The sequence below is a fragment of the Flavobacterium potami genome (genome assembly GCF_020026915.1).
Classification (GTDB): Bacteria; Bacteroidota; Bacteroidia; order Flavobacteriales; family Flavobacteriaceae; genus Flavobacterium; species Flavobacterium potami.
On record NZ_JAINUY010000002.1, the window covers coordinates 354,240 to 380,512 of the forward strand.

Annotated in this window: 25 protein-coding genes; 15 read left to right on the forward strand and 10 right to left on the reverse strand. The window is 33.7% G+C overall.

The window, feature by feature from the left end; genetic code table 11:
* The first annotated feature begins 32 nt into the window (after positions 1 to 32).
* Genes K6T82_RS07335 through K6T82_RS07345 form a run of 3 tightly spaced genes read left to right on the forward strand, consistent with a single transcriptional unit; the run spans position 33 to position 3,023 of the window.
* Entirely contained in the window at positions 33 to 1,640 is a 1,608-nt protein-coding gene (locus K6T82_RS07335) for a S8 family serine peptidase (RefSeq protein ID WP_223705284.1), read from the forward strand.
* 8 nt (positions 1,641 to 1,648) lie between these two features.
* A complete protein-coding gene (locus tag K6T82_RS07340; protein WP_223705285.1) occupies positions 1,649 to 2,593 on the forward strand; it encodes an NAD(P)H-dependent flavin oxidoreductase in 945 nt (314 codons plus the stop codon).
* Positions 2,594 to 2,612: 19 nt separating this feature from the next.
* Entirely contained in the window at positions 2,613 to 3,023 is a 411-nt protein-coding gene (locus K6T82_RS07345; protein WP_223705286.1) for a hypothetical protein, read from the forward strand.
* Between the two features lie 172 nt (positions 3,024 to 3,195).
* On the opposite strand, the gene K6T82_RS07350 is transcribed toward K6T82_RS07345, so the two are convergent.
* Entirely contained in the window at positions 3,196 to 3,630 is a 435-nt protein-coding gene (locus K6T82_RS07350; RefSeq protein ID WP_223705287.1) for a DUF4268 domain-containing protein, read from the reverse strand.
* A gap of 92 nt (positions 3,631 to 3,722) precedes the next feature.
* Between K6T82_RS07350 and K6T82_RS07355 the strand changes: the two genes are divergently transcribed.
* Positions 3,723 to 4,373, forward strand: a complete 651-nt coding sequence (locus tag K6T82_RS07355) for an NUDIX hydrolase (protein WP_223705288.1) — start codon at positions 3,723 to 3,725, stop codon at positions 4,371 to 4,373.
* Positions 4,374 to 4,499: 126 nt separating this feature from the next.
* Positions 4,500 to 5,309 (forward strand): lysophospholipid acyltransferase family protein, encoded by an 810-nt coding sequence (locus tag K6T82_RS07360; RefSeq protein WP_223705289.1) that lies wholly within the window; start codon positions 4,500 to 4,502, stop codon positions 5,307 to 5,309.
* Between the two features lie 147 nt (positions 5,310 to 5,456).
* Here K6T82_RS07360 and K6T82_RS07365 read toward each other — a convergent pair whose 3' ends face one another.
* The 3 genes from K6T82_RS07365 to K6T82_RS07375 form a co-directional block, all read right to left on the reverse strand.
* Complete coding sequence (locus K6T82_RS07365; RefSeq protein WP_223705290.1) at positions 5,457 to 6,089, reverse strand: hypothetical protein; 633 nt, start codon at positions 6,087 to 6,089, stop codon at positions 5,457 to 5,459.
* A gap of 8 nt (positions 6,090 to 6,097) precedes the next feature.
* On the reverse strand, positions 6,098 to 6,592 hold the full coding sequence (locus K6T82_RS07370; protein WP_008462500.1) for an RNA polymerase sigma factor: 495 nt from the start codon (positions 6,590 to 6,592) through the stop codon (positions 6,098 to 6,100).
* Between the two features lie 148 nt (positions 6,593 to 6,740).
* Positions 6,741 to 7,802 (reverse strand): DUF3810 domain-containing protein, encoded by a 1,062-nt coding sequence (locus K6T82_RS07375; RefSeq protein WP_223705291.1) that lies wholly within the window; start codon positions 7,800 to 7,802, stop codon positions 6,741 to 6,743.
* 239 nt (positions 7,803 to 8,041) lie between these two features.
* Here K6T82_RS07375 and K6T82_RS07380 point away from each other — a divergent pair, with 239 nt between their 5' ends.
* Positions 8,042 to 9,502 (forward strand): aminoacyl-histidine dipeptidase, encoded by a 1,461-nt coding sequence (locus tag K6T82_RS07380; protein ID WP_223705292.1) that lies wholly within the window; start codon positions 8,042 to 8,044, stop codon positions 9,500 to 9,502.
* A 99-nt stretch (positions 9,503 to 9,601) separates the two neighbouring features.
* On the opposite strand, the gene K6T82_RS07385 is transcribed toward K6T82_RS07380, so the two are convergent.
* The 3 genes from K6T82_RS07385 to K6T82_RS07395 all read right to left on the reverse strand — a co-directional run bounded on the left by K6T82_RS07385 (position 9,602) and on the right by K6T82_RS07395 (position 13,245).
* Entirely contained in the window at positions 9,602 to 10,375 is a 774-nt protein-coding gene (locus K6T82_RS07385) for a carboxypeptidase-like regulatory domain-containing protein (protein WP_223705293.1), read from the reverse strand.
* A 171-nt stretch (positions 10,376 to 10,546) separates the two neighbouring features.
* Positions 10,547 to 12,463, reverse strand: coding sequence for a DEAD/DEAH box helicase (locus tag K6T82_RS07390; protein WP_223705294.1), 1,917 nt, complete (start codon positions 12,461 to 12,463; stop codon positions 10,547 to 10,549).
* A 203-nt stretch (positions 12,464 to 12,666) separates the two neighbouring features.
* A complete protein-coding gene (locus K6T82_RS07395; RefSeq protein ID WP_223705295.1) occupies positions 12,667 to 13,245 on the reverse strand; it encodes a non-canonical purine NTP diphosphatase in 579 nt (192 codons plus the stop codon).
* 83 nt (positions 13,246 to 13,328) lie between these two features.
* Here K6T82_RS07395 and K6T82_RS07400 point away from each other — a divergent pair, with 83 nt between their 5' ends.
* Complete coding sequence (locus tag K6T82_RS07400; RefSeq protein WP_223705296.1) at positions 13,329 to 15,107, forward strand: ABC transporter ATP-binding protein; 1,779 nt, start codon at positions 13,329 to 13,331, stop codon at positions 15,105 to 15,107.
* Here the strand turns inward: K6T82_RS07400 and K6T82_RS07405 are convergent.
* The gene (locus tag K6T82_RS07405; protein ID WP_223705297.1) at positions 15,088 to 15,471 is read right to left on the reverse strand and encodes a ribosomal maturation YjgA family protein; all 384 of its coding nucleotides are present in this window, start codon (positions 15,469 to 15,471) and stop codon (positions 15,088 to 15,090) included. The genes K6T82_RS07400 and K6T82_RS07405 overlap by 20 nt on opposite strands.
* Before the next feature lie 119 nt (positions 15,472 to 15,590).
* Here K6T82_RS07405 and K6T82_RS07410 point away from each other — a divergent pair, with 119 nt between their 5' ends.
* The 3 genes from K6T82_RS07410 to K6T82_RS07420 all read left to right on the forward strand — a co-directional run bounded on the left by K6T82_RS07410 (position 15,591) and on the right by K6T82_RS07420 (position 17,881).
* On the forward strand, positions 15,591 to 16,769 hold the full coding sequence (locus tag K6T82_RS07410) for a glycoside hydrolase family 88 protein (protein WP_223705298.1): 1,179 nt from the start codon (positions 15,591 to 15,593) through the stop codon (positions 16,767 to 16,769).
* Positions 16,770 to 16,776: 7 nt separating this feature from the next.
* Positions 16,777 to 17,184 (forward strand): hypothetical protein, encoded by a 408-nt coding sequence (locus K6T82_RS07415; RefSeq protein WP_223705299.1) that lies wholly within the window; start codon positions 16,777 to 16,779, stop codon positions 17,182 to 17,184.
* A 265-nt stretch (positions 17,185 to 17,449) separates the two neighbouring features.
* Positions 17,450 to 17,881: a hypothetical protein gene (locus tag K6T82_RS07420; protein ID WP_223705300.1), complete on the forward strand. Its 432-nt coding sequence runs from the start codon at positions 17,450 to 17,452 to the stop codon at positions 17,879 to 17,881.
* A 54-nt stretch (positions 17,882 to 17,935) separates the two neighbouring features.
* Here the strand turns inward: K6T82_RS07420 and K6T82_RS07425 are convergent, their stop codons facing one another.
* Together K6T82_RS07425 and K6T82_RS07430 are read right to left on the reverse strand one after the other, a co-directional pair.
* Positions 17,936 to 19,450, reverse strand: a complete 1,515-nt coding sequence (locus tag K6T82_RS07425; RefSeq protein WP_223705301.1) for an FMN-binding glutamate synthase family protein — start codon at positions 19,448 to 19,450, stop codon at positions 17,936 to 17,938.
* Positions 19,451 to 19,486: 36 nt separating this feature from the next.
* Positions 19,487 to 20,266 (reverse strand): NYN domain-containing protein, encoded by a 780-nt coding sequence (locus K6T82_RS07430; protein ID WP_223705302.1) that lies wholly within the window; start codon positions 20,264 to 20,266, stop codon positions 19,487 to 19,489.
* A 200-nt stretch (positions 20,267 to 20,466) separates the two neighbouring features.
* Between K6T82_RS07430 and K6T82_RS07435 the strand changes: the two genes are divergently transcribed.
* The 5 genes from K6T82_RS07435 (at position 20,467) to K6T82_RS07455 (ending at position 26,036) form a co-directional block, all read left to right on the forward strand.
* Positions 20,467 to 20,916, forward strand: a complete 450-nt coding sequence (locus K6T82_RS07435; RefSeq protein WP_223705303.1) for an RrF2 family transcriptional regulator — start codon at positions 20,467 to 20,469, stop codon at positions 20,914 to 20,916.
* 22 nt (positions 20,917 to 20,938) lie between these two features.
* Positions 20,939 to 21,466 carry a plastocyanin/azurin family copper-binding protein gene (locus tag K6T82_RS07440; protein ID WP_223705304.1) on the forward strand — a complete coding sequence of 176 codons (528 nt, stop codon included), beginning with the start codon at positions 20,939 to 20,941 and terminating at the stop codon, positions 21,464 to 21,466.
* A gap of 98 nt (positions 21,467 to 21,564) precedes the next feature.
* Complete coding sequence (locus tag K6T82_RS07445) at positions 21,565 to 23,799, forward strand: nitric-oxide reductase large subunit (RefSeq protein WP_223705305.1); 2,235 nt, start codon at positions 21,565 to 21,567, stop codon at positions 23,797 to 23,799.
* A gap of 31 nt (positions 23,800 to 23,830) precedes the next feature.
* Positions 23,831 to 24,562 (forward strand): iron-sulfur cluster repair di-iron protein, encoded by a 732-nt coding sequence (gene ric / locus K6T82_RS07450; protein ID WP_223705306.1) that lies wholly within the window; start codon positions 23,831 to 23,833, stop codon positions 24,560 to 24,562.
* A 262-nt stretch (positions 24,563 to 24,824) separates the two neighbouring features.
* Positions 24,825 to 26,036, forward strand: coding sequence for a cbb3-type cytochrome c oxidase subunit I (locus K6T82_RS07455; protein ID WP_223705307.1), 1,212 nt, complete (start codon positions 24,825 to 24,827; stop codon positions 26,034 to 26,036).
* Positions 26,037 to 26,273 lie beyond the last annotated feature (237 nt).

The following is a 26,273-nucleotide window of genomic DNA, read 5'->3' on the forward strand; positions in this document are numbered from 1 at the left end:
TTATTTGGAAGAAATTCCTCAAAAGGTATACAATGAGATATAACTTTACTTTTCTTTTATTACTTCTGTCATTTGCTGTTTTCGCGCAGCAAGATGCTTGGGTTTATTTTAGTGGAAAACCTAATTCACAGGCTTTCTTTACCAATCCGTCTACAGAACTTTCTCAAAGAGCTTTAGATCGAAGAACTGCTCAAAATATCGCTTTAGATATTACTGATGCTCCATTGGAGATTTCGTACGTAAATCAAATTAAAAATAGTTCTGGGATTGCAGTAATGGCACAGTCTAAATGGCTGAATGCGCTCCATATTCAGGGAACACAAGCAAATATTGAGGCTTTAAAAACATTGGCTTTTGTTTCTAAAATAGAATTTGCAGATAAGACTTTAAATGCAACAGCAAAGAAAGTTTCGCAAGCTAGAGCCAGTCAAAACAATAATAAATTAAAAGCTGCAATTGATTATTCTTATGGGAATTCTGCCAATCAAATCCAGATGTTGAATGGACAGGTTTTACATCAGCAGAATTATACTGGAGAAGGAAAAATTATTGCAGTTTTAGATGCTGGGTTTCCAGGTGTAAATACTGCTCAGCCGTTTGAAAATCTTAGAAATAATAATAAAATTTTGGGTGGTTATGATTACACAACTAGAAATGCAAATTTTTACACAGGAAGTGATCATGGAACAAAAGTTCTTTCTACGATTGGTGGTTATAAAGAAAATTCATTAATTGGAACAGCGCCAAATGCATCGTTTTATCTTTTTATTACCGAAATTAATGCTTTTGAAAATCCTTTGGAAGAATCACTTTGGGTAGAGGCAGCGGAGAAAGCCGATGCATTAGGAGTCGATATCATTACAACTTCACTTGGGTATTTTGCAGATCGCGATAATCCGAATTATAATCATACTTACAAGGATATGGACGGAATCACGAATTTTGTATCGCGTGGAGCTGAAATTGCTTTTAGTAGAGGGATTTTGGTTTTGGCCTCTGCAGGAAATGAAGGAGCGCAAGTCGAAAAGCACATTGGTTCGCCAGCTGATGCAGTTTCTGTACTTGCAATAGGTTCGGTTACAGCATTGAAGGTACAATCAAGTTTCAGCTCGATTGGTCCAAGTTATGATGGCAGGATAAAACCAGATGTTATGGCACAAGGAACTGCTTCTGTAGTTTCTGATGCAAATGGAAATATTGGTACCGTAAACGGAACTTCTTTTTCTTGTCCGATTATGGCCGGTATGGCAGCTTCTTTGTGGCAGGCTTTTCCAACGAAAACCAATAAAGAAATCAGACAAATGATCATCACTTCAGCTGATCGATATTCAAATCCAGATAATAATTATGGTTACGGAATTCCGAATTTTGGAAAGACATTAAGCGTCGATAACTTTATTGCAGAAACTGCTTTTTCAGTTTATCCAAATCCGGTAAAAAATACGGTAACATTTTCTTTTTTAAATGAAAGTAATACTGCATCGGTAACGATTTATTCTGTATTAGGACAGAAATTAATAGAAGAAAAAATAAATAACTCAAATCCGGTTCTTTCTTTACAATCACTTCAGAGCGGATTGTATTTTTATAGTTTTGATGCTGATAATATGCATAAAACAGGAAAGCTAATCAAGCAATAATTCTTTTAATGAATAAAATTACTCAACTTTTCAATATCAAATATCCAATCATTCAAGGTGGAATGATCTGGAACAGCGGTTATAAATTAGCGTCAGCAGTTAGTAATGCAGGAGGTTTAGGACTCATTGGAGCGGGTTCCATGTATCCTGAAGTTTTGCGGGAACACATTCAGAAATGTAAAAAAGCGACAAATAAGCCTTTTGGAGTTAATATTCCGATGTTATATCCAAATATTGAAGAAATCATGAATATTGTGGTAGAAGAAGGGGTGAAGATTGTTTTTACTTCTGCAGGAAATCCAAAAACCTGGACTTCTTTTTTAAAGGAAAATGGTATTACTGTTGTGCATGTTGTGAGTAGCAGTGTTTTTGCTTTAAAGGCGCAGGATGCGGGTGTTGATGCCGTCGTAGCGGAAGGTTTTGAAGCAGGCGGGCATAACGGACGTGAAGAAACCACAACCTTAACTTTGATTCCGATGGTAAAGGAAAAAATCCAAATTCCTTTAATTGCCGCTGGCGGAATTGCTACAGGAAGAGGAATGTTGGCAGCAATGATTCTTGGAGCAGATGGTGTTCAGGTTGGAAGTCGTTTTGCAGCATCTGTAGAATCTTCATCACACAATAATTTCAAAGAAACGATAGTTAATACTAAAGAGGGTGGTACGCAGTTGACTCTGAAAGAATTAGCGCCAGTACGATTGGTGAAAAATAAATTTTATCAGGATGTTCAGGAACTCTATCAAAAATGCCCTTCTAAAGAAGAATTAGTTCAACTTTTAGGACGTGCCAGAGCAAAAAAAGGCATGTTTGAAGGAGATTTGGAAGAAGGCGAATTAGAAATCGGACAAGTTGCAGGTTTGATTCATGAAATTTTACCTGTTGATCAAATTGTTCAACAAATGATTGCCGAATTTGAAGTCGCATCCAAAGAAAAGACTACATTTGAGTTTTAATTATCTGCAAGAAATATTTATGAATTCTATACGCACTTATATACTATTCCTTTTTTTAGCATTTGGTCTGCAACAGGCTCAAAGTCAATCGTATCATTTTAAAACTTCAGGATTTAGTGTTTTAGAGAAGAATGAAAGAGGAAAATGGGGTGAGTGGTCCAATTTAGATTTAGTGAATCTATCAGTTGTTTTGGATACCAATAAACATAGAATTGTAGTTTATTCGCAGGAAATACAACTTTTCAATATTCTGGATTATATCGAAAGAGAAGAAAATGATACCGATATTACTTATTCTTTTATGTGCAAAGATAACGATGGGAGAGAGTGTAAATTATCAATCATTACACGTAAAAAGCAGGATTTCAGAAAACAGCTTTATATTAATTACGACAACCGTATTATTGTTTATAATATTTTTACAGTGTAATTAAGATGCTAAGTTTCTAAGCTTCTAAGATACTAAGTTTCTAAGATTTGAAACTTAAGTTTAAAAATAAGAAACCCGACAGATTTTAAAACCTGTCGGGTTTGCTATATAAATACTAAAAAGCTTAGAATCTTAGAAACTTAGAAGCTTAGAGTCTCAGAAACTTAGGATCTTAAGAGATGTCCTTAATAAACTCATCATATTCTAGATAGAACATTTCCAAGGCATGCATTTTTTCATTGAAAAAGTTGAAAATTGCATCCCAATTGTTTTTATTGCTAAAACCAACGCCAAGTTTTTCAACCCAGATTCTACTGATCGTCTTACCACTTTCTAAAGTATAGTTTTTCTCGAAAACCAAATCTTTGATGAATTCTTCTTCCAGAATGTTTTTCAAAGCTTCTAATTTTTCAAAATAAGCAATTCGTTTTTCATCGCTTCGATGTTCGATATCAATTAAAACCTGAGCTTTTTTATTATCAACAAAAAACTTAAAGGAGAAATCTTTAATTTTAGTATCATAAAGCACCCATTTACGAGGATATTTTTCGGCAAAAGCTACCCAAAATTCTCTTTTAATTCTTTGTGATTCTTCTCTACTGTACATTTTTTTAGGCTTTAATAATAGAAAACTTGCGGTACTGCGTTTTCTGAAGTATATTTATGTTTTATTTGAAAGTACAAAAATAAGCTTTGATTATGAATTTTCAAGACTTTTTGAAATATGTTCCCAATATAATTCCAGTTGAATTGCCCGCAGTGGCTTCACATTTGAAAATGGCTCCCAAAGAGCGTATAGAGGGATTAAAAAATCTTGATATTGAAGCCTTAAATGCGAGAATGGCAGGTGTAATGATGTTGTTTTATCCCAAACAGGAAAAGACACATTTGGTTTTGATTGTGAGAAATGCTTATGATGGGGTACATTCGGCTCAAATAGCTTTTCCGGGAGGAAAATACGAAAAAGAAGATCTGAATTTTGAAACCACAGCATTAAGGGAAACACAGGAGGAAATTGGAATAACACGAGACAAAATAGAACTTATCAGGCATTTTTCTCCTATGTATATTCCTCCAAGTAATTTTTTGGTACATCCATTTTTAGGAATTGCAAAAGAAGAACTTTCATTTTATCCTGATATTAGAGAAGTTGCAGGAATTATAGAATTGCCTTTGTCTGTTTTTTTAAATGATGAAATAATAATCGAAGCTAGATTATCAACTTCTTACGGAGCAAATATCCTAGTTCCTGCATTTAATATTCAAAATCATGTTGTTTGGGGAGCCACAGCAATGATTTTAAGCGAATTGAGGGATGTGCTGAAAACAACCTTTGAGAGTAAGTTTTAGAAATGATTATTTAACAATTTGATATTCATTTAGATAACATTTAATTCGGGAAAATGTTTTAAAATGTTGCTGAAAGAATAATTTTTGTATGTTTGCGACCTAACAAAAAAATAAGATAAATTAGTTATGGGATTGTTTAAACGAAATCCTTTTGGGCATATATTATTCATCAAGAAATGGTTAATCCGTATTTTGGGTGCCATGACGCATAGAAGATATAGAGGTTTTAATGACTTGCAGATTGAAGGGTCTGAAATCATTAAATCGCTTCCAGATACTAATGTTTTATTTATATCAAATCATCAAACTTATTTTGCAGATGTTGTAGCGATGTTCCATGTGTTTAACGCAAGTTTATCAGGACGTCAGGACAATATTAAGAATATTGGTTATTTATGGCAGCCCAAAATGAATATTTATTATGTTGCTGCCAAAGAAACGATGCAAGCAGGTCTGTTACCGAGAATATTGGCGTACGTAGGCGCTATTACAGTCGAAAGAACCTGGCGTGCAAAAGGCGTTGACGTAACTGAAAAACGCGAAGTAAACCCAAACGATACAGAAAACATCAAAATTGCTCTAGCCGATGGTTGGGTAATTACTTTTCCTCAAGGAACTACAAAATCTTTTAAACCTGTTCGTAAAGGAACAGCCCATATCATTAAACAACATAAACCAATTGTGATTCCAATCGTTATCGACGGTTTTCGCCGTTCTTTTGATAAAAAGGGATTACGAATGAAAAAAAAAGGTATCCTTCAATCTTTCATCATCAAAGAACCTCTTGATATTGATTATGAAAACGATACAATCGACGAAATCGTAGAAAAAGTAGAATATGCTATTGAACAACATCCTTCTTTCTTAAAAGTTATCCCAGCAGAAGAAATCAAAGCACAGGAAGAGCTTAACAGGTTGAGACAGTGGGAGTATTAAGATTTTTGTTTCAGGTTTAATGTTTCAAGTTCCCTTCGACTTCGCTCAGGGTGACAAATAAGTTTATTCAAGTTTTTTGTTTGAATTCTTAGATTTCAAGTGGAAAACTTTGTCCCTTTGTAACTCTGTTGCTTTGTCCCTTCAAAATTAGAAATCTATCTTCTTCAACTCTTTATAATTTGCGTACAATCTGCGCAAAAGTGTACCGTAAATTACTCTGTAGAAACACCAGAACAATCCGAAAAAGCCTAAGATTACTAAGATTAGTATACCAATTGTAAAAAACATTGCTCTTCCGTTCATGGCTAATTTGTCTCGTAGAAATTCCATGTCCGGATTGTAAACGTATGCAATGAAAAAGCTTAAGATAGATGTGATTACAATCATACCTAAATTATACCAAACATAATATTGAACTGCTTTACGAGTTTTTAAAATAGAACTCATCAAAGATTTTGTTGCAATTGTAGTCGAAATTGTCTTGTAATTTTTGTAGAAAATATAAACGAAAATTAACACAACAATGTAGTTGAAATAAGTTAGAAACTCTAAAGTAGCAACAATTTCAGGATGATTTATTTTTCGAAGTACATCATCGGTATTGAGGAATAAGTTTGAAAAAGTCCAAAACGAAATTTCCAAAATGCTGATAATTAAAATCCATTTTACGATAGATGATGATTTTTTGTGGATCATCTTATAGATTTCATTTTCAGAAATTTGTTGAAAAGAATCCGAGTTCTTTTGCCAGTCTTTTTTTAGTAAATCCAGTTCTTTCATAATAATTTTTAAGGATTTAGTATTTTTTTAAGTTTCCCTTTAATTCTGTTCATTTTCACGCGCGCATTCACTTCGCTGATTCCTAACGTTTCAGCTATTTCTTGATAGTCTTTGTCTTCTAAATACATAAAAACTAATGCTTTTTCGATATCATTCAATTGATAAACTGCTTTGTACATCAGTTTAATCTGTTCTTCTTCTTCATAATTATAATCAACATCTTTTACAAAATGCTGATGATTTTCATAATCTACGGTAGAAATAGTTCTTTTGGTTTTTCGGTATAAGGTAATAGCAGTGTTTAGAGCAACACGGTAGGTCCATGTTGAAAATTTACTGTCGCCTCTAAATTTTGGATAAGCCTTCCAAAGCTGAATGGTGATTTCCTGAAACAAATCCTTATGAGCATCTTCGCCAGCAGTATACAATCTACAAATCTTGTGGATTATATTCTGATTTGCCTGCAGCTGCGCAACAAATGACTGTTCTAGATTTTCACTCATATAGTATTAGTAGTTATGAAATCATTTTTGTTACAGTTGATGTTTTATTTTTTTTGCCACTGATTAAAAAGATTTCAATGATTTTTTATTTTAGATAAAAAGAAAGTTTTAGAAATCTTTTATAATCCTTTAAATCTTTGGTATAAAACTATAATTCTTTTGTTCTATAATAATTAATCATCAAATCAATAAACTTGCTGTAACTGTCCATTCCGTCTTTTTGATTGTTTGTTTTCAAGAAATTATCATAAAGAAAATGAAAACCTTTATCAATAAAAGTGTAATATTTTTTCCAGAAATCTTCGCTTTCTTGGTAGTTTTTTAAGATTCCTACGTGAACCATTTTATTTAATTGGTTAAATACCTTTTCGTTTTTATACTTCCAAATTCCAAGACAATTACGTAAAGCAAAACTGTAGCCAGAATATTGGTAATAAAGATTTTCGTTTTTAATAGAAGCCAATACTCCAATAAAATTACATTCGCTTTCGTTTGCAAAACCAATCTGATGTGCCATTTCGTGTGAAGTCGTTAATGGGAAATTGTACATAGGAAGTAAATCATTGATTTGGGCTTCATTTGTAAATGGATTCAAGTAACCTCCGAAACCCATATAAGTCAAAGGAACACTAAATAGTGATTTTTTTACACTTAAAGTTTTGTATTTAAAATAAGGATGTTCTTTTGCTAAATTATCATAACCATTTAAAATCATTTTAAAAGATTCCTTCTGCGAATATGGAAAGACAATCTTAGCGCTATCATTTTTTGTTATTTGAAATTGAATTTCATTTGTTTTTGCAATTAATCTTTTAGTGAAAGCCAAAAGATCAGCATCGGTGTATTCTCTTTTGATTTCCATTTTTTCAAAAAGAGGTTTTCGGTAATAATTGAAAGCCCAGAGAAGATGAAAGAAAAAGTAAAAAACAGATATTTTGCCTAATATTTTCAGAAGATGATCTTTCCAGTCTGTTCGCCATGTTTTTCTAATTCTCCAAAACCAGCTTATTATTGAAATGATTAAAATAGCATAAAAAATGTCACCAACAGAAAATGGAATTTTACCTAAAACAGTTCTTGAAAAATGAGAAATTCTGACAAATAAATTTTTGCTGTAAAAGCCCTCCACAAAATCTGGAAAGAATGGTAGGATTTTATAAAAAATAATCTGAACAAGAAGGAATAAAGGTAAAATGTATTTTGATTTCACAGTGTAATTTTTAGATAAGTAAATATAAATACAAATATTAATGGATGAAAAGAAGTTAGCTAGGAATTCTGAGAATTTTCGGTAATTAATAGTTTCTCCATGGTTAAAACAAGAATTTATTCGAGAAATTGTATTTTAATTTCAATAAGATTAGTGCTAATTCGTGGAATTCGTGGCGAAAAGACTTTGAAACTTTGTAACTTTGGGACTCTTAATTGTTAAACATCAAACAAAATATAATGAGTCAAGAAATAAGAAATCTCGAACCAAAAGCACTTTGGAACAAATTTGCAGATTTAAACGAAGTTCCTCGTCCATCGAAGAAAGAAGAGCGTGTAATTGAGTTTATGAAAAACTTTGGAAACAGCTTGGGTTTAGAAACTTTCGAAGATGAAATCAGAAACGTAATCATTAGAAAACCAGCGACTCCAGGAATGGAAAATCGCAAACCAATCGTAATGCAAGGACATTTAGATATGGTGCATCAAAAAAATGCAGATACCGTTTTTGACTTTGATACGCAAGGAATCGATATGTATGTGGATGGTGACTGGGTTCGCGCTCGCGGTACAACACTTGGGGCAGATAATGGGCTAGGAGTGGCGACTATTATGGCTGTTTTAGAAAGCAATGATATTCCGCATCCTGCAATAGAAGCTTTGTTCACTGTTGATGAAGAAACAGGAATGACAGGTGCTTTAAACTTAAAAGGAGGTATTTTGCAAGGTCAGATTTTGTTGAATTTGGATACCGAAGAAGACGATGAAATTGATATTGGATGTGCTGGCGGAATTGATGTAACGGCTACAAGAACATATCATGAAGAAGAAGTTCCAGAAGGTTCTGTTGGGTATACCATTACGGTAAAAGGCTTAAACGGAGGACATTCGGGAATGGATATTCAAAAAGGTTTAGGGAATGCCAACAAAATCATGAATCGTTTGTTGTTTGATGCATTCGAAAACTTTGGTTTGCAGATTGTTGAAGTAAACGGAGGAAGTCTTAGAAATGCTATTCCGAGAGAAAGTGTTGCGAAAGTAATTATTTCTCAAATGTTTGATGAGGCGTATGTTTATGATATGCAGGAAATTATTGCGGATATCAAAGCCGAATACAAAACAACTGAACCAAACTTATCTATTGAAATCGTAAAAGGCGATTTGCCTGAAAAAGTGATGGATTTAGGAGTTCAGGAAGGAATTATCAGAGCGATTTACGCGGCACAAAATGGAGTTTACAGAATGAGTGCAGATATGGCTGATTTGGTTGAAACTTCAAATAATATTGCTCGTGTTGTGATTAAAGACGGAGAAATCTTAGTTGGATGTTTAACGCGTTCTTCTGTTGAATCTTCAAAATTTGATTTGGCTAATTCTTTGCGTTCAGCTTTTGAATTGGTTGGATGTGAAGTAGAGCTTTCAGGTTCTTATCCAGGATGGACTCCAAATGTAAACTCTGAAATATTAGAAGTTTTAAAAGAAATTTACGAAAAGCAAAACGGAGAACAGCCTAAAGTTGTGGCTTGTCACGCTGGTTTAGAATGCGGAATCTTAGGAACAAATTATCCTGGTATGGATATGATTTCTTTTGGTCCAACAATTCACGGAGCGCACTCTCCAGATGAAAGAGCAAGTATTTCATCTGCACAGAAATATTGGAAATTTGTATTGGAAATTCTTTCTAATATACCGTTGAAATAGTATTCAGTCGCAGTTACAGTTTTCAGTTTTACTCAGACTGAAAACTGAGACTCAAAAAAAATCCCCAATTGAAAATTGGGGATTTTTTTATATCGTGAATTAATTTCGTTTCAAGACTTTATATTGTTCGTAACAGGCGCTGATGGCGTCCATAATTTGCAAATCATTAGCAGATTGAATGAAAGAATCAGAATAGTTACAACGATGCATAATTTCGGGAATTTCATCTTTGCTTACTCCTAATAATACTGCGACTGTTTCACGATCGTATTTGGATTCTAAAAGCGTTCGAACGGTATCATCTTTCTTCATTTCTTTTAATTTCTTAAGCTCCTTGCCATTTTTACCAAAAAAATTATAGAGCATATCGGCGGGATTAAAAATCGAACCGAGGACTTTACCAAATGCATTTGGAGCATATTCTCCTGCTTCATAACCTTGTGTAAGCCCGGAAATACTATATCTGTAATTTTCTTTTGTTGGAATAAGTTTAGAATCGATTTCAAGATAACCGGTCAAAGTAAACGGAGCGATAACGACTTCCTCTAATGCAATTGCTTTTTCTGTAAGTTGAATACGGGTTACTTTGTTTTTTATCCAGTCATTGGTTACTCTGATTCTCAAAGATTGAAATCCCAGAATAGTAAAATGGAGTGTATCATTAACCTGGACGTCAATTTCAAAATATCCTTTTTCATCAGATTTTGCACCACGCACTTTGTTGGTGTTAATAATGTTTACACCTGCAAGCGGTTGTTTGCTGTTGTCATTAATAATGTAACCTGAAACTCTTTGTGGAACTGTTGGCTGCGTATCTTGTGCAAAACCAAAGTTGGCTAGTAATGTAAAAAAGAAAACTGCGAAATATTTCATATCCTGATTTAAAGCACTAAAAGTAGTAAATCGGGATTAAATATCTCGTAGTCTTGGAATTTAATTATAAGAAAATTAACAAAGACACTAATAACATTATTAGATATAAGAAAAAATCCCAAATTCCGTATAAATTGGAATTTGGGATTTGTATTTTAAGAAATTAAATGATTAATCTCTTCTTGATCTTCTTGGTCTTGAATTGTCACCAAAGTTCTCTGAACGTCTTGGAGCTCTATCAGAACCACCATTTTCGCTTCTTGGAGCAGAACTTCTGAAACCGCCTTCTCTTCTTGAAGAATTTCTATCGCCTCTGAAACCTCCATCACGAGATCCGCCTTCGCGTGAACCTCCATCTCTTGAAGAATTTCTATCGCCTCTGAAACCGCCTTCACGTCTTGGAGCGAAGTTTCCGTCTCTTCTTCCAGAATCACGTCTTCCGCCACGGTTGTTGTGATCACGTCTTCCACCACCATCATTTTTAGAAATCTCAACATTAATACGACGACCTTCTAATTGAACGTTGTTTAAAACATCCATTACTTTGTCTGTATGCTGTGGATCTGTGTTAAAGAAAGAGAATCCTTCTTTTACATCTACTTTGAAGATATCATCACGACCTAAGTCTAATGTTTCTTTTAAGTAATCTTTTAATGACATCCAATCGAAGTTGTCTCTAGAACCAATGTTTACGAAATAACGAACAGCTCCATTATTGCTGAATTCTCTTGGCTCAGAATCACCTCTTTCACGTCTTTCTCCACCAGAAACAGAAATATCTCTGTTTTTCTTGTAGTAAGCGATGAAACGGTTGAATTCTACAGATACCATTTTCTTAATCAATTCTTCTTTAGAAAGATCTTCAAGAACGTTGTTGATTGCTGGTAAATAGTTGTCAATTTCGTGGTCAACCTCAGTATCTTTAATTTTGTTTGCTAAGTGCAATAACTGAATTTCGCAGATTTCGATTCCAGATGGAATAGATTTTTCTTCGAATTTTTGTTTGATGATTCTCTCGATAGAAGAAATTTTACGTAATTCACTTTTTGTAACAATTACAATAGAAGTACCTAATTTTCCTGCTCTACCTGTACGGCCAGAACGGTGGTTGTACGTTTCGATTTCGTCAGGTAATTGATAGTTTACAACGTGTGTTACGTTATCAACGTCAATACCACGTGCAGCAACGTCAGTAGCAACAAGCATCTGAATTTGTCTTCCACGGAACGATTTCATTACACCATCACGTTGTGCTTGAGATAAATCTCCGTGTAACGCAGCAGCGCTATATCCATCTTCAATTAACTTTTCAGCAATAGCTTGAGTGTCTCTTTTTGTACGACAGAAAACTACAGAGAAAATGTCTGGATTAGCATCGGCTAATCTTTTTAAAGCTTCGTAACGGTCACGAGCATTTACTAAATAAAATTCGTGAGAAACTGTAGAAGAACCAGAGTTTTTAGCTCCTACAGTAATTTCTAAAGGCTCGCTCATGAATTGTTTTGCAATTCTAGCAACCTCTTGCGGCATAGTTGCAGAAAACAACCATGTGCTTTTTTCGTCTGGAGTATCTGATAAAATAGATACAATGTCATCATAGAATCCCATGTTTAACATTTCGTCAGCCTCATCAAGAACACAGTAATCTATGTTTTTAATGTTAACCAAACCTCTGTTAATCATGTCTTGCATTCTTCCTGGAGTTGCCACAATAATTTGTGCACCTCTCTTTATTTCTCTTGCTTGCTCTGTTATACTAGCTCCTCCGTAAACTGCTACCACATTAATACCTTTTTCGTATTTTGAGTAGTTTTTAAGTTCGTTAGTAATCTGTAAACATAACTCGCGTGTTGGCGATAAAACTAATGCTTGTGTATTTCTGTTGTCGGCATCAATTTTTTGAATTAGCGGAAAACCGAAAGCTGCCGTTTTCCCTGTCCCTGTTTGAGCCAACGCAACCATATCCGTGTCTTTTTCCAATAATAGGGGAATCGCCTTTTCCTGTACCTCTGACGGATTTTCAAATCCTAGATCTAAAATCGCCTTCAGTAACGATTCATTCAATCCTAATTGTTCAAATTTATTCATATGTGTTTTAAAATAGGGTGCAAAATTACTGTTAATTATTCAGATAAACTAATGCAATTTTAAGAATTGTGTATTTGTTAAGAATTGATTATCAAAAAGTTACAGTTTTATTAAAATAAAATTTCATGCATAAATGAGAAATTGACTAAAAAATACGTCGTGAAATGTAAAATTTAGCGCTTAAAATGTTGTATTTTAAACAATTATTTTGTGTTGTTCAGAAAATCAATTAGTTGCTTTACGGCTTTTCCTCGATGACCAATTGTGTTTTTAGTTTCTAATGGCAGTTGGGCAAAGGTTTCGCTGTAATTTTCAGGTTGAAAAATGGGATCATATCCAAAACCATTTGTTCCCACTTTTTCTAAAGTGATATTTCCTTTAACGATTCCGGTAAATAAATATTGTTTTCCTTTTAAATTTAAAGTAATAACAGTCTTGAACTGAGCGCTTCGATTTTCTTCATTTTTTAAAGCATTCAAAAGTTTGTTCATGTTATCATCAGCATTTTTTTGTTCGCCTGCGTAGCGTGCAGAATAGACTCCAGGTTCTCCGTTTAACGCATTTACTTCTAAGCCGGTATCGTCTGCAAAACAATCGTAGCCATATTTCTGAGTTACATAATCGGCTTTTAAAACCGCATTTCCTTCAATTGTATCCGCAGTTTCAGGAATATCTTCCAAACAATTGATATCTTCTAAACTTAATATTTTAATGTTTTCGGGAAGCATACTTTGAATTTCTGCGATTTTATTTTTATTGTTGGAAGCGAAAACGAGATTCATAAAATTTCTTTTTTGAGTTGGAATAGATTTTAAATACAAATTTAGAATTCTTATATTTGATAGAGGGTTAAAAATATAATTAAATGCAATTATCAGTACTTTATAAAAAAATAATGCCATTTGTAAAGCCTTACAGAAAAATGGTAATTGCTACTTTGCTGCTCACTTTTATAGGGTCATTTGCCGCACAGGTCAATGCACTCATCTTAAAATATACTGTTGATACAATTAATAATTTAATGGTGGCGCACGAACCACTCTCCAAAGGATTTCATTTGTTGGGTATAATAAGTATTGTGCTGCTCACTAAAGAATTAGTGAATTCGGTTGTACAGTTTGGACAAAAATTTTACGGAGAAAAACTTCGTATTTTTATTACTCGTGATATTTCTCAAACCATTGTAGAAAAAATTCTGAGCTATAGAATGGAATTTTATACCTCTGATGAAAATGAAAGCGGGAAGCTCCAAACCAGAATAGATGCCGGAATAAGTAGTCTCACAAGATTGGTTCAAAATTTCTTCATCGATATTTTTCCATTGTTTGCAAATGCTTTCGTCGCGTTGGTCATTATGTTTTATGCGAATGTATATGTTGGTTTAGTCAGTTTGTGTATTATCCCGATTTACTTTTACATCAGTCAGTTGCAAGCTACTAAGTTGAGCGGATTTAGAAGAAGAATGCGTAATTATCGGGAAACAAAAAATAACGGAATTATCAGTTTGATTGAATCTATAACTGTAATAAAGTCTTTCGTACGAGAGCCTTCTGAAGCTGATCGTCATCAAAAAATTCAATTTGAAATGACCGAAAATCAGCTCGCAACTAGAAAAACGAGTTTTATTTTTGAAAGTATTAAAAGTTTCGTAGAACAAATAGGGGTGGTGATTATCATTATTTTGACAGCTTATTTTGTGTTGAATAATCAAATGACAATTGGCGCTATTATGTTTCACATTATGTTGTTTAATAATGTCTCGGCACCGATTCGTCAATTGCATCGAATTTATGATGAAATTAATGATGCTCTCATTTATTCTGAAGGATTTTTTGATATTCTGGAATCCGATAATGAGATTGAAACGAGCGGAGATTACATTCCAGAGAAAATTATCGGATTGATCGAAGTAAAAAATGTAGATTTTGTATATCCAAATGGTACAAAAGCACTTTCGGATATCAATTTTACAGTAAAACCAAACGAAACAACTGCTTTGGTTGGATTAAGTGGTGCAGGAAAAAGTACTATAATTAATCTTCTCGATAAGTTTTATCTCCCTTCATCAGGAAAAATTTGTTTGGATGGAGTTAATTTGATGGATTATAATACCGATTTCCTTCGTAAAAATATCGGATTGGTTTTGCAGAAGAATCATATTTTTAAAGGAACAATTGCAGAGAATATTTTATATGGAAATCCTGGAGCTTCTCAAGAAGAAATTATCGAAGCTGCAAAACAAGCTTATATTCACGATCAGGTAATACAATTGCCTAAAGGTTATGAGTCTGATGCGCATTTGCTTTCCGGCGGACAACAACAACGAATTGCCATTGCGAGACTTTTTCTTAAAAACCCACCGATTATTTTTCTGGATGAACCAACAGCAAGTTTGGATGCCATCGCAACAGAACAAATCAAAAAATCATTAGATGCAATTAAGAAAGATAGAACTGTGATTATCATTTCGCACAGCATTTCTCAAATTGTAGATGCAGCCAATATTGTTGTTTTAGAAAAAGGTAAGTGTGTCGAAAAAGGCACTCACGATGAATTGTTTGATAATAAGGGAGTGTATCATCAAATATTTATGGCAATGGCAAATAGCTTGAATATTGATAAAATTACGCAGACTTTTGATTGATGATTTTCGAAATAATATTCTCTAAAACAAAAGCTGAGGAAGCACCAAAAGTATAAGCCAAAATATCCGACCATAAAAAGCCTTGCCCTAAAACGTATCTTCCAAAAAGCGTTTTCCTTAATTCAATAATCCACTCAGCTTGGTACAATTGAAGAAATTCAATGCAATAACAAATGATCAAGGAAAGAAATAATATTGCGAAAGCTTTTTTGAATGGAAGAAATATTCTAACCAAAAAATAAATCATTACCGCATAAAGAAAATCGCCGATCCATAAAGGGATGAATGAGATTTTTCTTGAGAGGATTCCAAGAATAATAATACTCAGAAAAACGAAGAAATAATGGGTTCTGGTTTTGCTCAAAATAGTTTTTGCTGTATGAATTGTACATTTTTAGTGAAACAAAAATACAAAGATCCAAATACGTTTCGTTTATTTTATAAATTTATCAGTTCAATTAACTATCCATCAAAAATAACCACATGAAGGCAAAATTTTTTACGCTGATGATTGCTCTATTTCTATTAGGAAATCAAAGTTATTCTCAAAAAAGTAATTCGTTTAACATCAAAAAGCAATTGGATTATTGCGCAGAACAAGCTTCAAAAACTTTAAAAGTAATTCCAAATGATGGAACTTCACCAAGAACAATTCCGAACGGAAGTAAAGAATGGAAATTTGTAGGTTACAAAGATTGGACAAGCGGATTCTGGCCTGGAGAATTGTGGTTTTTGTATGAAGCAACAAAAGATAAAAAATGGGAAAAAGAAGCGGATAAATTCAGCCGTTTTTTAACGCCTTTGTCTGTCAGTAAAGCAGGAGATCACGATTTAGGATTTCAGGTTTTTAATAGTTTTGGAAATGGGTATCGATTAACCAAAAATCCAGAATACAAAGAAATTATTTTAAAAACAGCCGATACTTTAGCGACGCTTTTTAATCCAAAAGTTGGAACAATTCAATCTTGGCCTCACAATAAAATGGGAGGACATAATACCATTATTGATAATATGATGAATTTGGAATTGCTGTTCTGGGCTTCTAAAAATGGAGGAAACAAAAAACTGTATGACATTGCAGTGAAACACGCCGAGACTACAATGGCAAATCATTTCAGACCGGATAATACTTCTTATCACGTAATTATTTACGATTACGAAACTGGGAAAAAGATAAAAGGAAGAACGGCTCAAGGTTATAGTGATGATAGTATGTGGGCGCGTGGTCAAGCGTGGGCGATTTATGGATTCACAATGACATATAGAGAAACGAAAGACCCTAAATTTTTAGACTTTGCGCATAAATTAGCGCGTGTCTATCTGGATAAATTAACTACAGAAGATTTAGTTCCGTATTGGGATTTTAATGCACCAAATATTCCGAACGAGCCAAGAGATGCTTCTGCAGCGGCTATCGTCTCTTCTGCGCTTTTGGAGTTAAGTTCTTATACTAAAGACAAGAATTTAAAAGCAGAATATTTGACTAAAGCAAAAAAAATGATTGTTTCTCTCTCAGATAATTACCAGAGTCATGATACTAATTCAGCATTTTTATTGCACTCAACAGGACATAAACCTGCCGGAAGTGAGATAGATTGTTCTATAAATTACGCAGATTATTACTATCTTGAGGCATTATTAAGACTTCAAAAATTAAAATAGAAAAATTATGCTAAAGAAAATATCTCAAATTGCCTGTGCGATTTTACTTGTGGCAACGTTTGTTAGCTGTAAAAACGCCAAACAAAAACTTCAGGAATATGTAGTTACGTACAACAAAACTATTGCGCCGAGTTTTAGAGCTGAAAATGTAACACTTACAACAGCAAGAGGTTATATTAATGACGATAAAATCGAATTACGATTTGAAACTAATTTAGAACAGAATGAAACCAATAAAGCTGCTGCAGCAGTTTCTTTTCCTAAATTGATTAAATTGATGATCGATAATGATCAAATTCCAAGACAATTAATCGAAGAAGGAGTACAGTTTGATGTTTATTTCCTCGCAGACGATAACACTGTTTTTGACAAAGAAGTGTTAACTGGAGAATCTCTGAAAGATTTTTTGAAATAATAAATTAAAAATTTGTAAAAAATACAACTGTTTAATTCCTACATATTCAAAGTCTCTTTAAGTTTAATTTAAAGAGACTTTTTGTATTTAGTAATGAAAGTTAAGTGTAAAATGTACTCTTTTATTCTTACAAAAAGGAATGTTTTTTTAGGATAAATGATTTGTATTCAAAGAATTATGTGCTGGTTTTTTATAGTTGAATGTTGTTTTTATGTTATAAATTAATTATGTTTGAGTTAAAAAATAACTATAAAACCAATAATTTATGAGAAAAATTACCCAAATCGCATTTGTTTTAACTTTTGCTCTTATTTTAGTAAGTTGTAAAAATACCAAGCAAAAAATACAGGAACATGTAAGTGCTTACAATACTTCATCTTCTATAAAAGGAAATGGTATTACCAGTACAACTGCTAAAGCTTTTCTAAATGACAATAAAATCGAAATTAGGATTGAAACCAATTTAGAAGAAAACGATGAAAACAAATTAGCCTACAAAGAATCGTTTCCGGACTTGTTGAAAGAGATGATTAAAAATGATCAAATTTCATCATCGCTTATTGCAGAAGGAGTAAAGTTTGATGTTTATTTTCTGGCATACAATAATGCTATTTTAGCACAAAAATTAGTTGGTCAGGAAGAATTAGCTGATTTGGAAAAAGAATCAACACAAAATAAAGAAACAGCAAAATTGTAATTAAAAATAGATTTAAAAAGAAAAGCCTCTTTAATAGTAAAGAGGCTTTTTTGCTTATGAGAATTGAGTAACGTTTTTTAAGTTGTCTGGAAAATATTGTTCAGATAAATTTGAAAATTCGTCACCTCGCATGAAAATATTAATGTCTACGTCTGCAAAACTACTTTTTCCTGCTGCAGCCAGAAGTTCATTTGCAGAGTGAAGCGTGTTTTTATGAAAATGATACACACGATCTGACTTGTCTGTAACTACCAAACCTTTCATCAGCATTTTGTTTTGAGTTGCTACGCCAGTTGGACATTCATTGTTATGACATCTTAAAGCTTGAATACAACCCAAAGAAAACATAAATCCTCTTGCGCTGTTGCACATGTCAGCGCCTAATGCAATTGCATGCAAAATAGAATAACCAGAAATGATTTTTCCGCTTCCAATAATGCGCATTTTATCTCGAATTCCTAAACGAACTAAAGTCTTGTTTACAAAAATTAAAGCTGGCTCAAAAGGCATTCCAACTCCATCTGCAAATTCTAGTGGTGCAGCACCAGTTCCTCCTTCAGCACCATCAACGGTAATAAAATCTGGATATATATCTTCTGCGATCATTTCCTGACAGATATTTTCAAATTCTTCCGTATTTCCAATACACAATTTAAACCCTATTGGTTTTCCGTTTGAGAGATCGCGTAATTGTTTGATGAAATGAATTAATCCTTTGGCATCAGAAAAAGCATGATGACCTGGAGGAGAAAGAATCATGGTATGTGGCTGTACGCCTCTAATTTTGGCGATTTGTTCCGTGTTTTTCGCAGCAGGCAAAACACCTCCATGACCTGGTTTAGCACCTTGCGAAAGTTTGATTTCAATCATTTTGACATTCGGAAGATTGGCTTTCTCCTTGAAATTTTCCGGACTGAAATTTCCTTCTGCATCGCGGCAACCAAAATATCCTGTTCCAATCTGCCAAGTGATGTCGCCGCCGCCGGCCAAGTGAAATTCTGTCAAACCACCTTCTCCGGTATTTTGATAGAAATTACCTTTTTGCGCTCCAATATTGATAGCACGTACAGCGTTTTCACTCAACGAACCAAAACTCATGGCAGAAACATTAAACAAAGAAGCAGAATAAGGTTGTTTGCAGTCTTTTCCACCAACTAAAACACGAGGAAGCTCTTCATTTACTTTTGCTGGAAAAATAGAATGTTTGATTCCTTCGTAGTTTTCTGTATTTAAGTTTAACTGCGTTCCAAAAGGCGTACTAGAATCAATATTTTTGGCTCTTTGATAAACCAACGAACGCTGATTTCTAGAAAACGGTTTTCCGTCTGTAGATCTTTCAATAAAATATTGCTGAATTTCAGGTGCAATCATTTCAAATAAATATCTGAAATAACCCAAAACAGGGAAGTTTCGTAAAATAGCATGTTTCTTTTGTGAAGCATTATAAGCTCCAACAATCAATAAAATTGGAATTAAGAAAACGAGTAAATAACCTCTTCCTGTGTAATAATAAATTGCAGTAACAATTAGAAACAATAAGAATCCGTAAATAAAGAATTTTTTTCTCATGTTTTTAAAAAATTAAATAGGTAATAAATGCGATAATTAGTTGAATCTTAAACGTACATAAACGTGTTTGATTCCTTTTTTGTCTGATTCTCTTTCATCAATTTCAAGAAAATCAGTCAGCGATTTCAGCATAGGTGTAAGTTTCGAAAAACCATAATTTCGAGGATCAAACTCCGGTTTTTTCTTTACAATCAAATTGCCGACATCACCAAGAAACGCCCAGCCATCATCATCTTCGATATCTTCAATTGTAGCTTCGATTAATTCTATAGTTTGTTTGTCAACTTTATGAAGCGCTTTTTCAGCTGGTTTTTCAACTGGCTTTTTGGTATCGGCGGCAACAGTTTTTGGTTTTTTCTTTTGAGTTGCACCATCCAAAACCTCAATATAAATAAATCGGTCGCAGGCAACGATAAACGAATTTGGCGTTTTCTTTTCTCCAATTCCAATTACTTTCATGCCCGATTCGCGAAGTCGTACAGCAAGTCTGGTAAAATCGCTGTCGCTGGAAACAATACAGAATCCGTCTAATTTTCCCGAATAAAGCAAATCCATTGCATCGATAATCAAAGCAGAATCTGAAGAATTTTTTCCAACCGTATAACTATATTGTTGAATAGGAGTAATGGCATGTTCCAATAAAACACCTTTCCAGCCATTTGCATTTGGTTTGGTCCAATCGGCATAAATCCTTTTCGTAGTTGGCGTTCCGAGTTTTGCAATTTCTTCCATCATGCCTTTTACATTGCTGTAAGGCACATTGTCTGCATCAATAAGAACAGCCAGTTTTAAATCTTTTGAATTGCTTAAAGGCATTGTTTTAATATTTAAAATTAAATACTCTCAAAGTTAAAATTAAAATTGGTTTTTATAAGAATTGAATGATGAATAAGTGATTAAATCAGTATTAATTATTTTCATTATAAATAATTTTTCTTCGATTAAAAATTAATTAAAGATAAATTTGTCTTTTATGTAAAACCTATATATCTTTGTAGGGAATTAATAAAGGATGTATGTTTTCAAAAGCGTGTGAATACGGAATAAGAGCTTCAATATTTATTGCAACCAAATCTTCTAAAGGGATCAGGGTTGGAATAAAAGATGTTGCTAAAGAAATTGATTCGCCAGAACCTTTTACAGCCAAGATCATGCAGATTTTGACTAAGAATGGAATCATTCATTCTGCTAAAGGAGTAGGAGGCGGTTTTGAAGTTTCGAATGAAGCTGTAAAATCAATCAAATTAATTCAAATTGTGGATGCCATTGATGGAAACAAAATTTATAGTGGTTGTGGGATCGGATTGAAAGAATGTTCAGAAACGCATCCTTGTCCCGTGCATCATGAATTTAAAAAAATACGCGGTCTTCTTTTAGAAATGCTGACTAAAACTACTTTAGAGCAATTGGCATCAGATGTAAAATCGGGCGATTTCTTTTTAAAAACATTAAATATAAACGAATAACATATAATAAATTATCTTAAAAATGAATACAAAAACCAAAATTTCAGTATTAATCCTAATGGGATTTTTAGCAGTTACTTCTTGTGGTAAAAAAGAAACAGCTCCTGCTGATCAAACCGAAACTACTGAACCATCTACAGAAGGAGAAGCTGCGCCAGTAATGCCTGCTGCTGAAGAAAATGTTTTAGTTATTGAAGGAAACGACCAAATGCAGTTTAATGTAAATGAATTGAAAGCTGTTGCTGGAAAACCAATTAAATTGACTTTGAAACACGTTGGTAAGATTCCAAAAGAAGCAATGGGGCACAATTTAGTGATTTTACAAGAAGGAACAGACCAAACAGAATTTGCTTTAAAAGCGAATGATGCAAAAGCAACCGATTATATTCCAGCATCTGAAAAAGCTTCAATTATCGCTCACACTAAATTATTAGGTGGTGGAGAAGAAGATACAATCGAGTTTACAATTGATAAAAAAGGATCTTATCCGTTTGTTTGCTCTTTCCCTGGACACGTTGCCATGATGAAAGGTGTATTAATTGTTGAGTAAATAACCAAGACTCCAAATACTGTAAATAGGTTTGGAGTTTTTTTAAAACCTAATAAAGGATAAAATTATCTTTTATTACTAAATTTTCCCCAAAAGAAATGAAAAGAGAAAAAAAATTATGGATAGTTTTTGCATTGGTAATGACTATCTCATTTGCCGTGCTAGGTTATTATGGTTACGAAATCTATCAGCAGGCACCACCCGTTCCAAAAGAAATTGTAACCGATTCTGGTAAAGCTGTTTTTAGCGAAAGCGAAATTAAAGACGGACAAAATATCTGGCAAAGTATAGGAGGCCAGGAAGTAGGATCTATCTGGGGGCACGGCGCCTATGTGGCCCCAGACTGGACCGCTGATTGGTTGCACAGAGAAGCAGTTTTTATACTGGATATTTATGCCCAAAAAGATTTTAATAAAAAGTATGACGAATTGAATGCGGAGAAACAATCGGCATTAAAAATTCGTCTGCAAAAGGATGTAAGAACCAATCGCTACAATCCAGAAACAGGAGTGCTTACCATTTCTGAAAACCGTTTGGCAGCGATTGAACACTTAAGCGAATATTATAAAGGTCTTTTTACAAATGATCCTCAATTTGATAAACTGAGGGAAGAATATGCCATTCCGAAAAATTCTATTACCGATGTTGATAGAATGCATAAAATGAATGCCTTTTTCTTCTGGGCAACGTGGGCTACAGTAACCAATCGTCCTGATGGAGATATTTCGTATACACACAACTGGCCATCAGATGAATTGGTTGGAAATACTGCTACAACAGAACTTTTAGCTTGGTCTGGAGTAAGTATTATTTTATTGATTTTAAGTGTCGGAATTTTAGTTTTCTATCACGCAAAATCAGGTGAAGAGGAAGAATTTCCATTACCAAAAGAAGATCCACTTATCAAGCAGGGCAAAACAAAATCGATGGGATTGGTAACCAAATATTTCTGGATTGTCAGTTTGCTGATGGTTTTACAGATGGTTTTCGGAATCATAACAGCACATTATGGAGTGGAAGGAAATGGTTTGTACGGAATTCCAATTGATAAATTTCTGCCTTATGCTGTAACACGTACTTGGCACACGCAATTGGCAATTTTCTGGATTGCAACAGCCTGGCTGGCAACAGGTTTATATATTGCTCCAGCGGTTTCTGGTAAAGATCCGAAATTTCAATGTTTTGGTATTAACTTCTTGTTTATCGCCCTTTTGATTATCGTTTTAGGTTCAATGGCTGGACAATGGTTTGGAGTGATGCAAAAACTGAATTTAGTTCAAAACTTCTGGTTTGGTCATCAAGGTTACGAATATGTTGATTTGGGGCGTTTCTGGCAGATCTTCCTTTTGGTTGGACTGTTTTTATGGTTGGCTTTAATGGTTCGTCCGTTACTTCCAGTTTTAAAGAAAAAAACAGAAGAGAAAAACTTAATCATTTTGTTCTTAGTTTCTTGCAGCGCGATTGCAATGTTCTACGGAGCAGGATTAATGTGGGGAAGACAAACCAATTTAGCTATTGCCGAATATTGGAGATGGTGGGTAGTTCACCTTTGGGTTGAAGGTTTCTTCGAAGTTTTTGCAACGGTTGTAATTGCGTTCTTATTTGTTCGTTTGGGATTATTAAAAACGAAAACAGCGACTTTAAATGTGCTTTTTGCGACGATTATTTTCATGTCTGGAGGTATTTTAGGAACATTCCATCACTTATATTTCTCAGGAACACCAACGGCTATTATGGCTTTGGGAGCTACATTTAGTGCCTTAGAAGTTGTTCCTTTAACTTTAATTGGATTTGAAGCGTATCAAAACTATAAAATCTCAAAATCGACACAATGGATTGCCGATTACAAATGGCCAATTTACTTTATGATTTCTGTGGCATTTTGGAATTTCCTTGGAGCCGGAATCTTCGGATTCATCATTAATCCTCCAATCGCGCTTTATTATGTACAAGGTTTAAATACAACGCCTTTACATGGACATACAGCTTTATTTGGAGTTTACGGAATGTTAGGAATTGGTTTGGTATTATTTGTACTAAGAAGTTTATATCGAAATGTAAGCTGGAATAATAAACTACTTAAAATCACTTTCTGGTCTTTAAATATTGGTTTATTTCTAATGGCAATTTTGAGCTTATTGCCAATAGGAGTTTGGCAAGCTGTAGAAAGTATCAATCACGGAATGTGGTACGCTCGTTCATCAGAATTAATGCAACAGCCAACAATGATTACCTTAAAATGGCTTCGTGCGATTGGAGATTCCATTTTCGGAATCGGATTTATAACCATGGCTTGGTTTGTATTTGAACTGACCTTAAAAAACAAAAAATAAAAATATAACACACAAAATAAAATAGACTATCATGGAAAATTTAAAAAACAAAACAATTGGATCGTTTGTAGCTGAAGATTTTAGAACAGCTGCTGTATTCTCAAAATATAGAATTGACTTTTGCTGCAAAGGAAACCGAACAGTAACTGAAGTTTGCGAAAAACAAAATATTGATGCAGATGCTTTATTAGAAAATGTGCTGCAAGTTGTACAATCAGAAAACAATGGAAGTATCGATTTTAATTCATGGCCTTTAGACTTATTGGCAGATTATATCGAGAAAACACACCACCGCTATGTAGAAGAAAAAACAAATGTTTTGCTTCCGTTTTTAGATAAATTGTGTAAAGTTCATGGAGCAAATCATCCTGAATTATTTAAAATAAATGAATTGTTTATTGGTTGTGCAGGTGAATTGTCACAACACATGAAAAAAGAAGAATTGGTTTTATTTCCTTTTGTAAAAAGGATGGTAAAAACCAAAGAATCTGACGGGATTTTAGCTCAACCCTCTTTCGGAACTGTTTCAAATCCGATTGCGATGATGATGCACGAGCATGACAATGAAGGCGAGCGTTTTAGAGAAATCGCTGCTTTAACTGATAATTACAATCCGCCAGCAGATGCTTGTACGACTTACAGAGTAACTTTTGCGATGCTAAAAGAGTTTGAAGCCGATTTACACAAACACATTCATTTGGAAAACAATATTTTATTTCCAAAGGCTGTGATTTTAGAAAAAGACTTTGTTGAAGTAGAATAAAGGTTAATTTTAATAGTGAAAGAAGCACCGATAAAATATCTAAACATGATAATTATCGGTGTTTTTTATTTCAAGAAATCTTATTTTTAACGGGTTGAACTTAAAATTAAACACATAGAGACATAGATTTTTTTACCAATAAAAGATGTTTGAAAAAAATCTAGATTTTACCACATAGAGCTATGTGAATTAATGCAAGTGAAACGCCTTTTACGCGATTACAATCTATGTTTCTATGTGTTTAAATAAAATTTATTCATTTATGAATTTGCAAAAAAGCTGGATACTTTGCTGTTTTTTTAATTTTCTGATTGCCTGTGTTTTCGGATTATTGATGCGTTTTATGTATCTCTTTCCTTTAGATTTTCTAAACTATAGTTTTCTGCTTCATGCACATTCTCACGTTGCCATGTTGGGCTGGGTTTATATGATTGTTTATGTTTTGGTGGTTCATTTTTTTATTCCGAAAGAAAAAAGCCAGAGACCCATTTACAACCGTTTATTTTGGCTGACAGAGTTTTCGGTTATCGGAATGATGATTGCTTTTCCAATTCAAGGTTATGCTTTGTTTTCGATTGTTTTCTCAACAATGCATATTTTGCTTAGTTATGTTTTTTGCCGTTTGGTTTGGAAAGATTGTTCGAGAGATAAATCTCCATGGCAAAGACTTTTGTTGGTTTCGATTTTGTTTATGATTTTATCGACTTTCGGAGTTTGGTGTCTCGGACCAGCCGTAAGCACATTAGGAAAACAAAGTGCTTTTTATCAAATTGCAATTCAGTTTTTCCTTCATTTTCAATTTAATGGCTGGTTTATATTGGCGATTTTAGCTTTGTTTTTGAAGCAATTTCAAGGACAAATTGATGAGGTGAAGTTTAAGAGGTTTTATTTTCTAATGATTATTTCTACGTTGCTGACAGTTTGTTTTCCAGTGCGCTGGTTCGTCGAAAATGATGTTTTGAGCTATATCAATGTTTTGGGAGTTTTGCTTCAATTGGGAGCTTTTATTTATTTCTATAAAATGCTAAAACTGCAAATAAAACATTTCAAAAGCACTTTAGATAAAACGACTAAAATAGTTTATTGTTTGGCTTTGTGTTCTTTGTTTTTGAAAGTCGGAATTCAATTGCTGACCATCTTTCCCAATTTAGCTGAAATTTCACATCAAATTAGAAATTTTGTCATCGGATTTATTCACTTAACGACTTTAGGAATCATCACTGGATTTCTCTTTGGAATTCTACTTCAGAATAAAATGCTTTCTGCCAATTCTTCGATATTGAAAATAGGAGTGAAGTGCTTTATTTCAGGATATATTTTGACAGAAGTTTTATTGTTTCTTCAAGGCTCGTTTTTCTTTTTTGGAGAAGGAAGCATTCCAGGATATTTTCAAAGCATTTTGATTTTTAGTATTCTTTTGGTTTTGGGATTGATTTTAGTTTTCAGCTCAATAATAAAAGAACGTGTAGAATAAAAAGTTCCAGAGGGACGACATATTTATAGAAAAATAAGATAGCAGGGAAAAGGAGCTCCAGCGGAGCGAAATATTTATAGAGGACATTCGACGAAGGAAAAAAGTTCCAGAGGAGCGGCATATTTATAGAAAGCGTTTTGATAAAGAGTAAAGAGCCCCAGCGGGGTGAAATGTTTTCTAAAAGTATTTTTTTCTAACCTGATAAATATTTCGCTCCGCTGGAGCTTTAAAACTTGA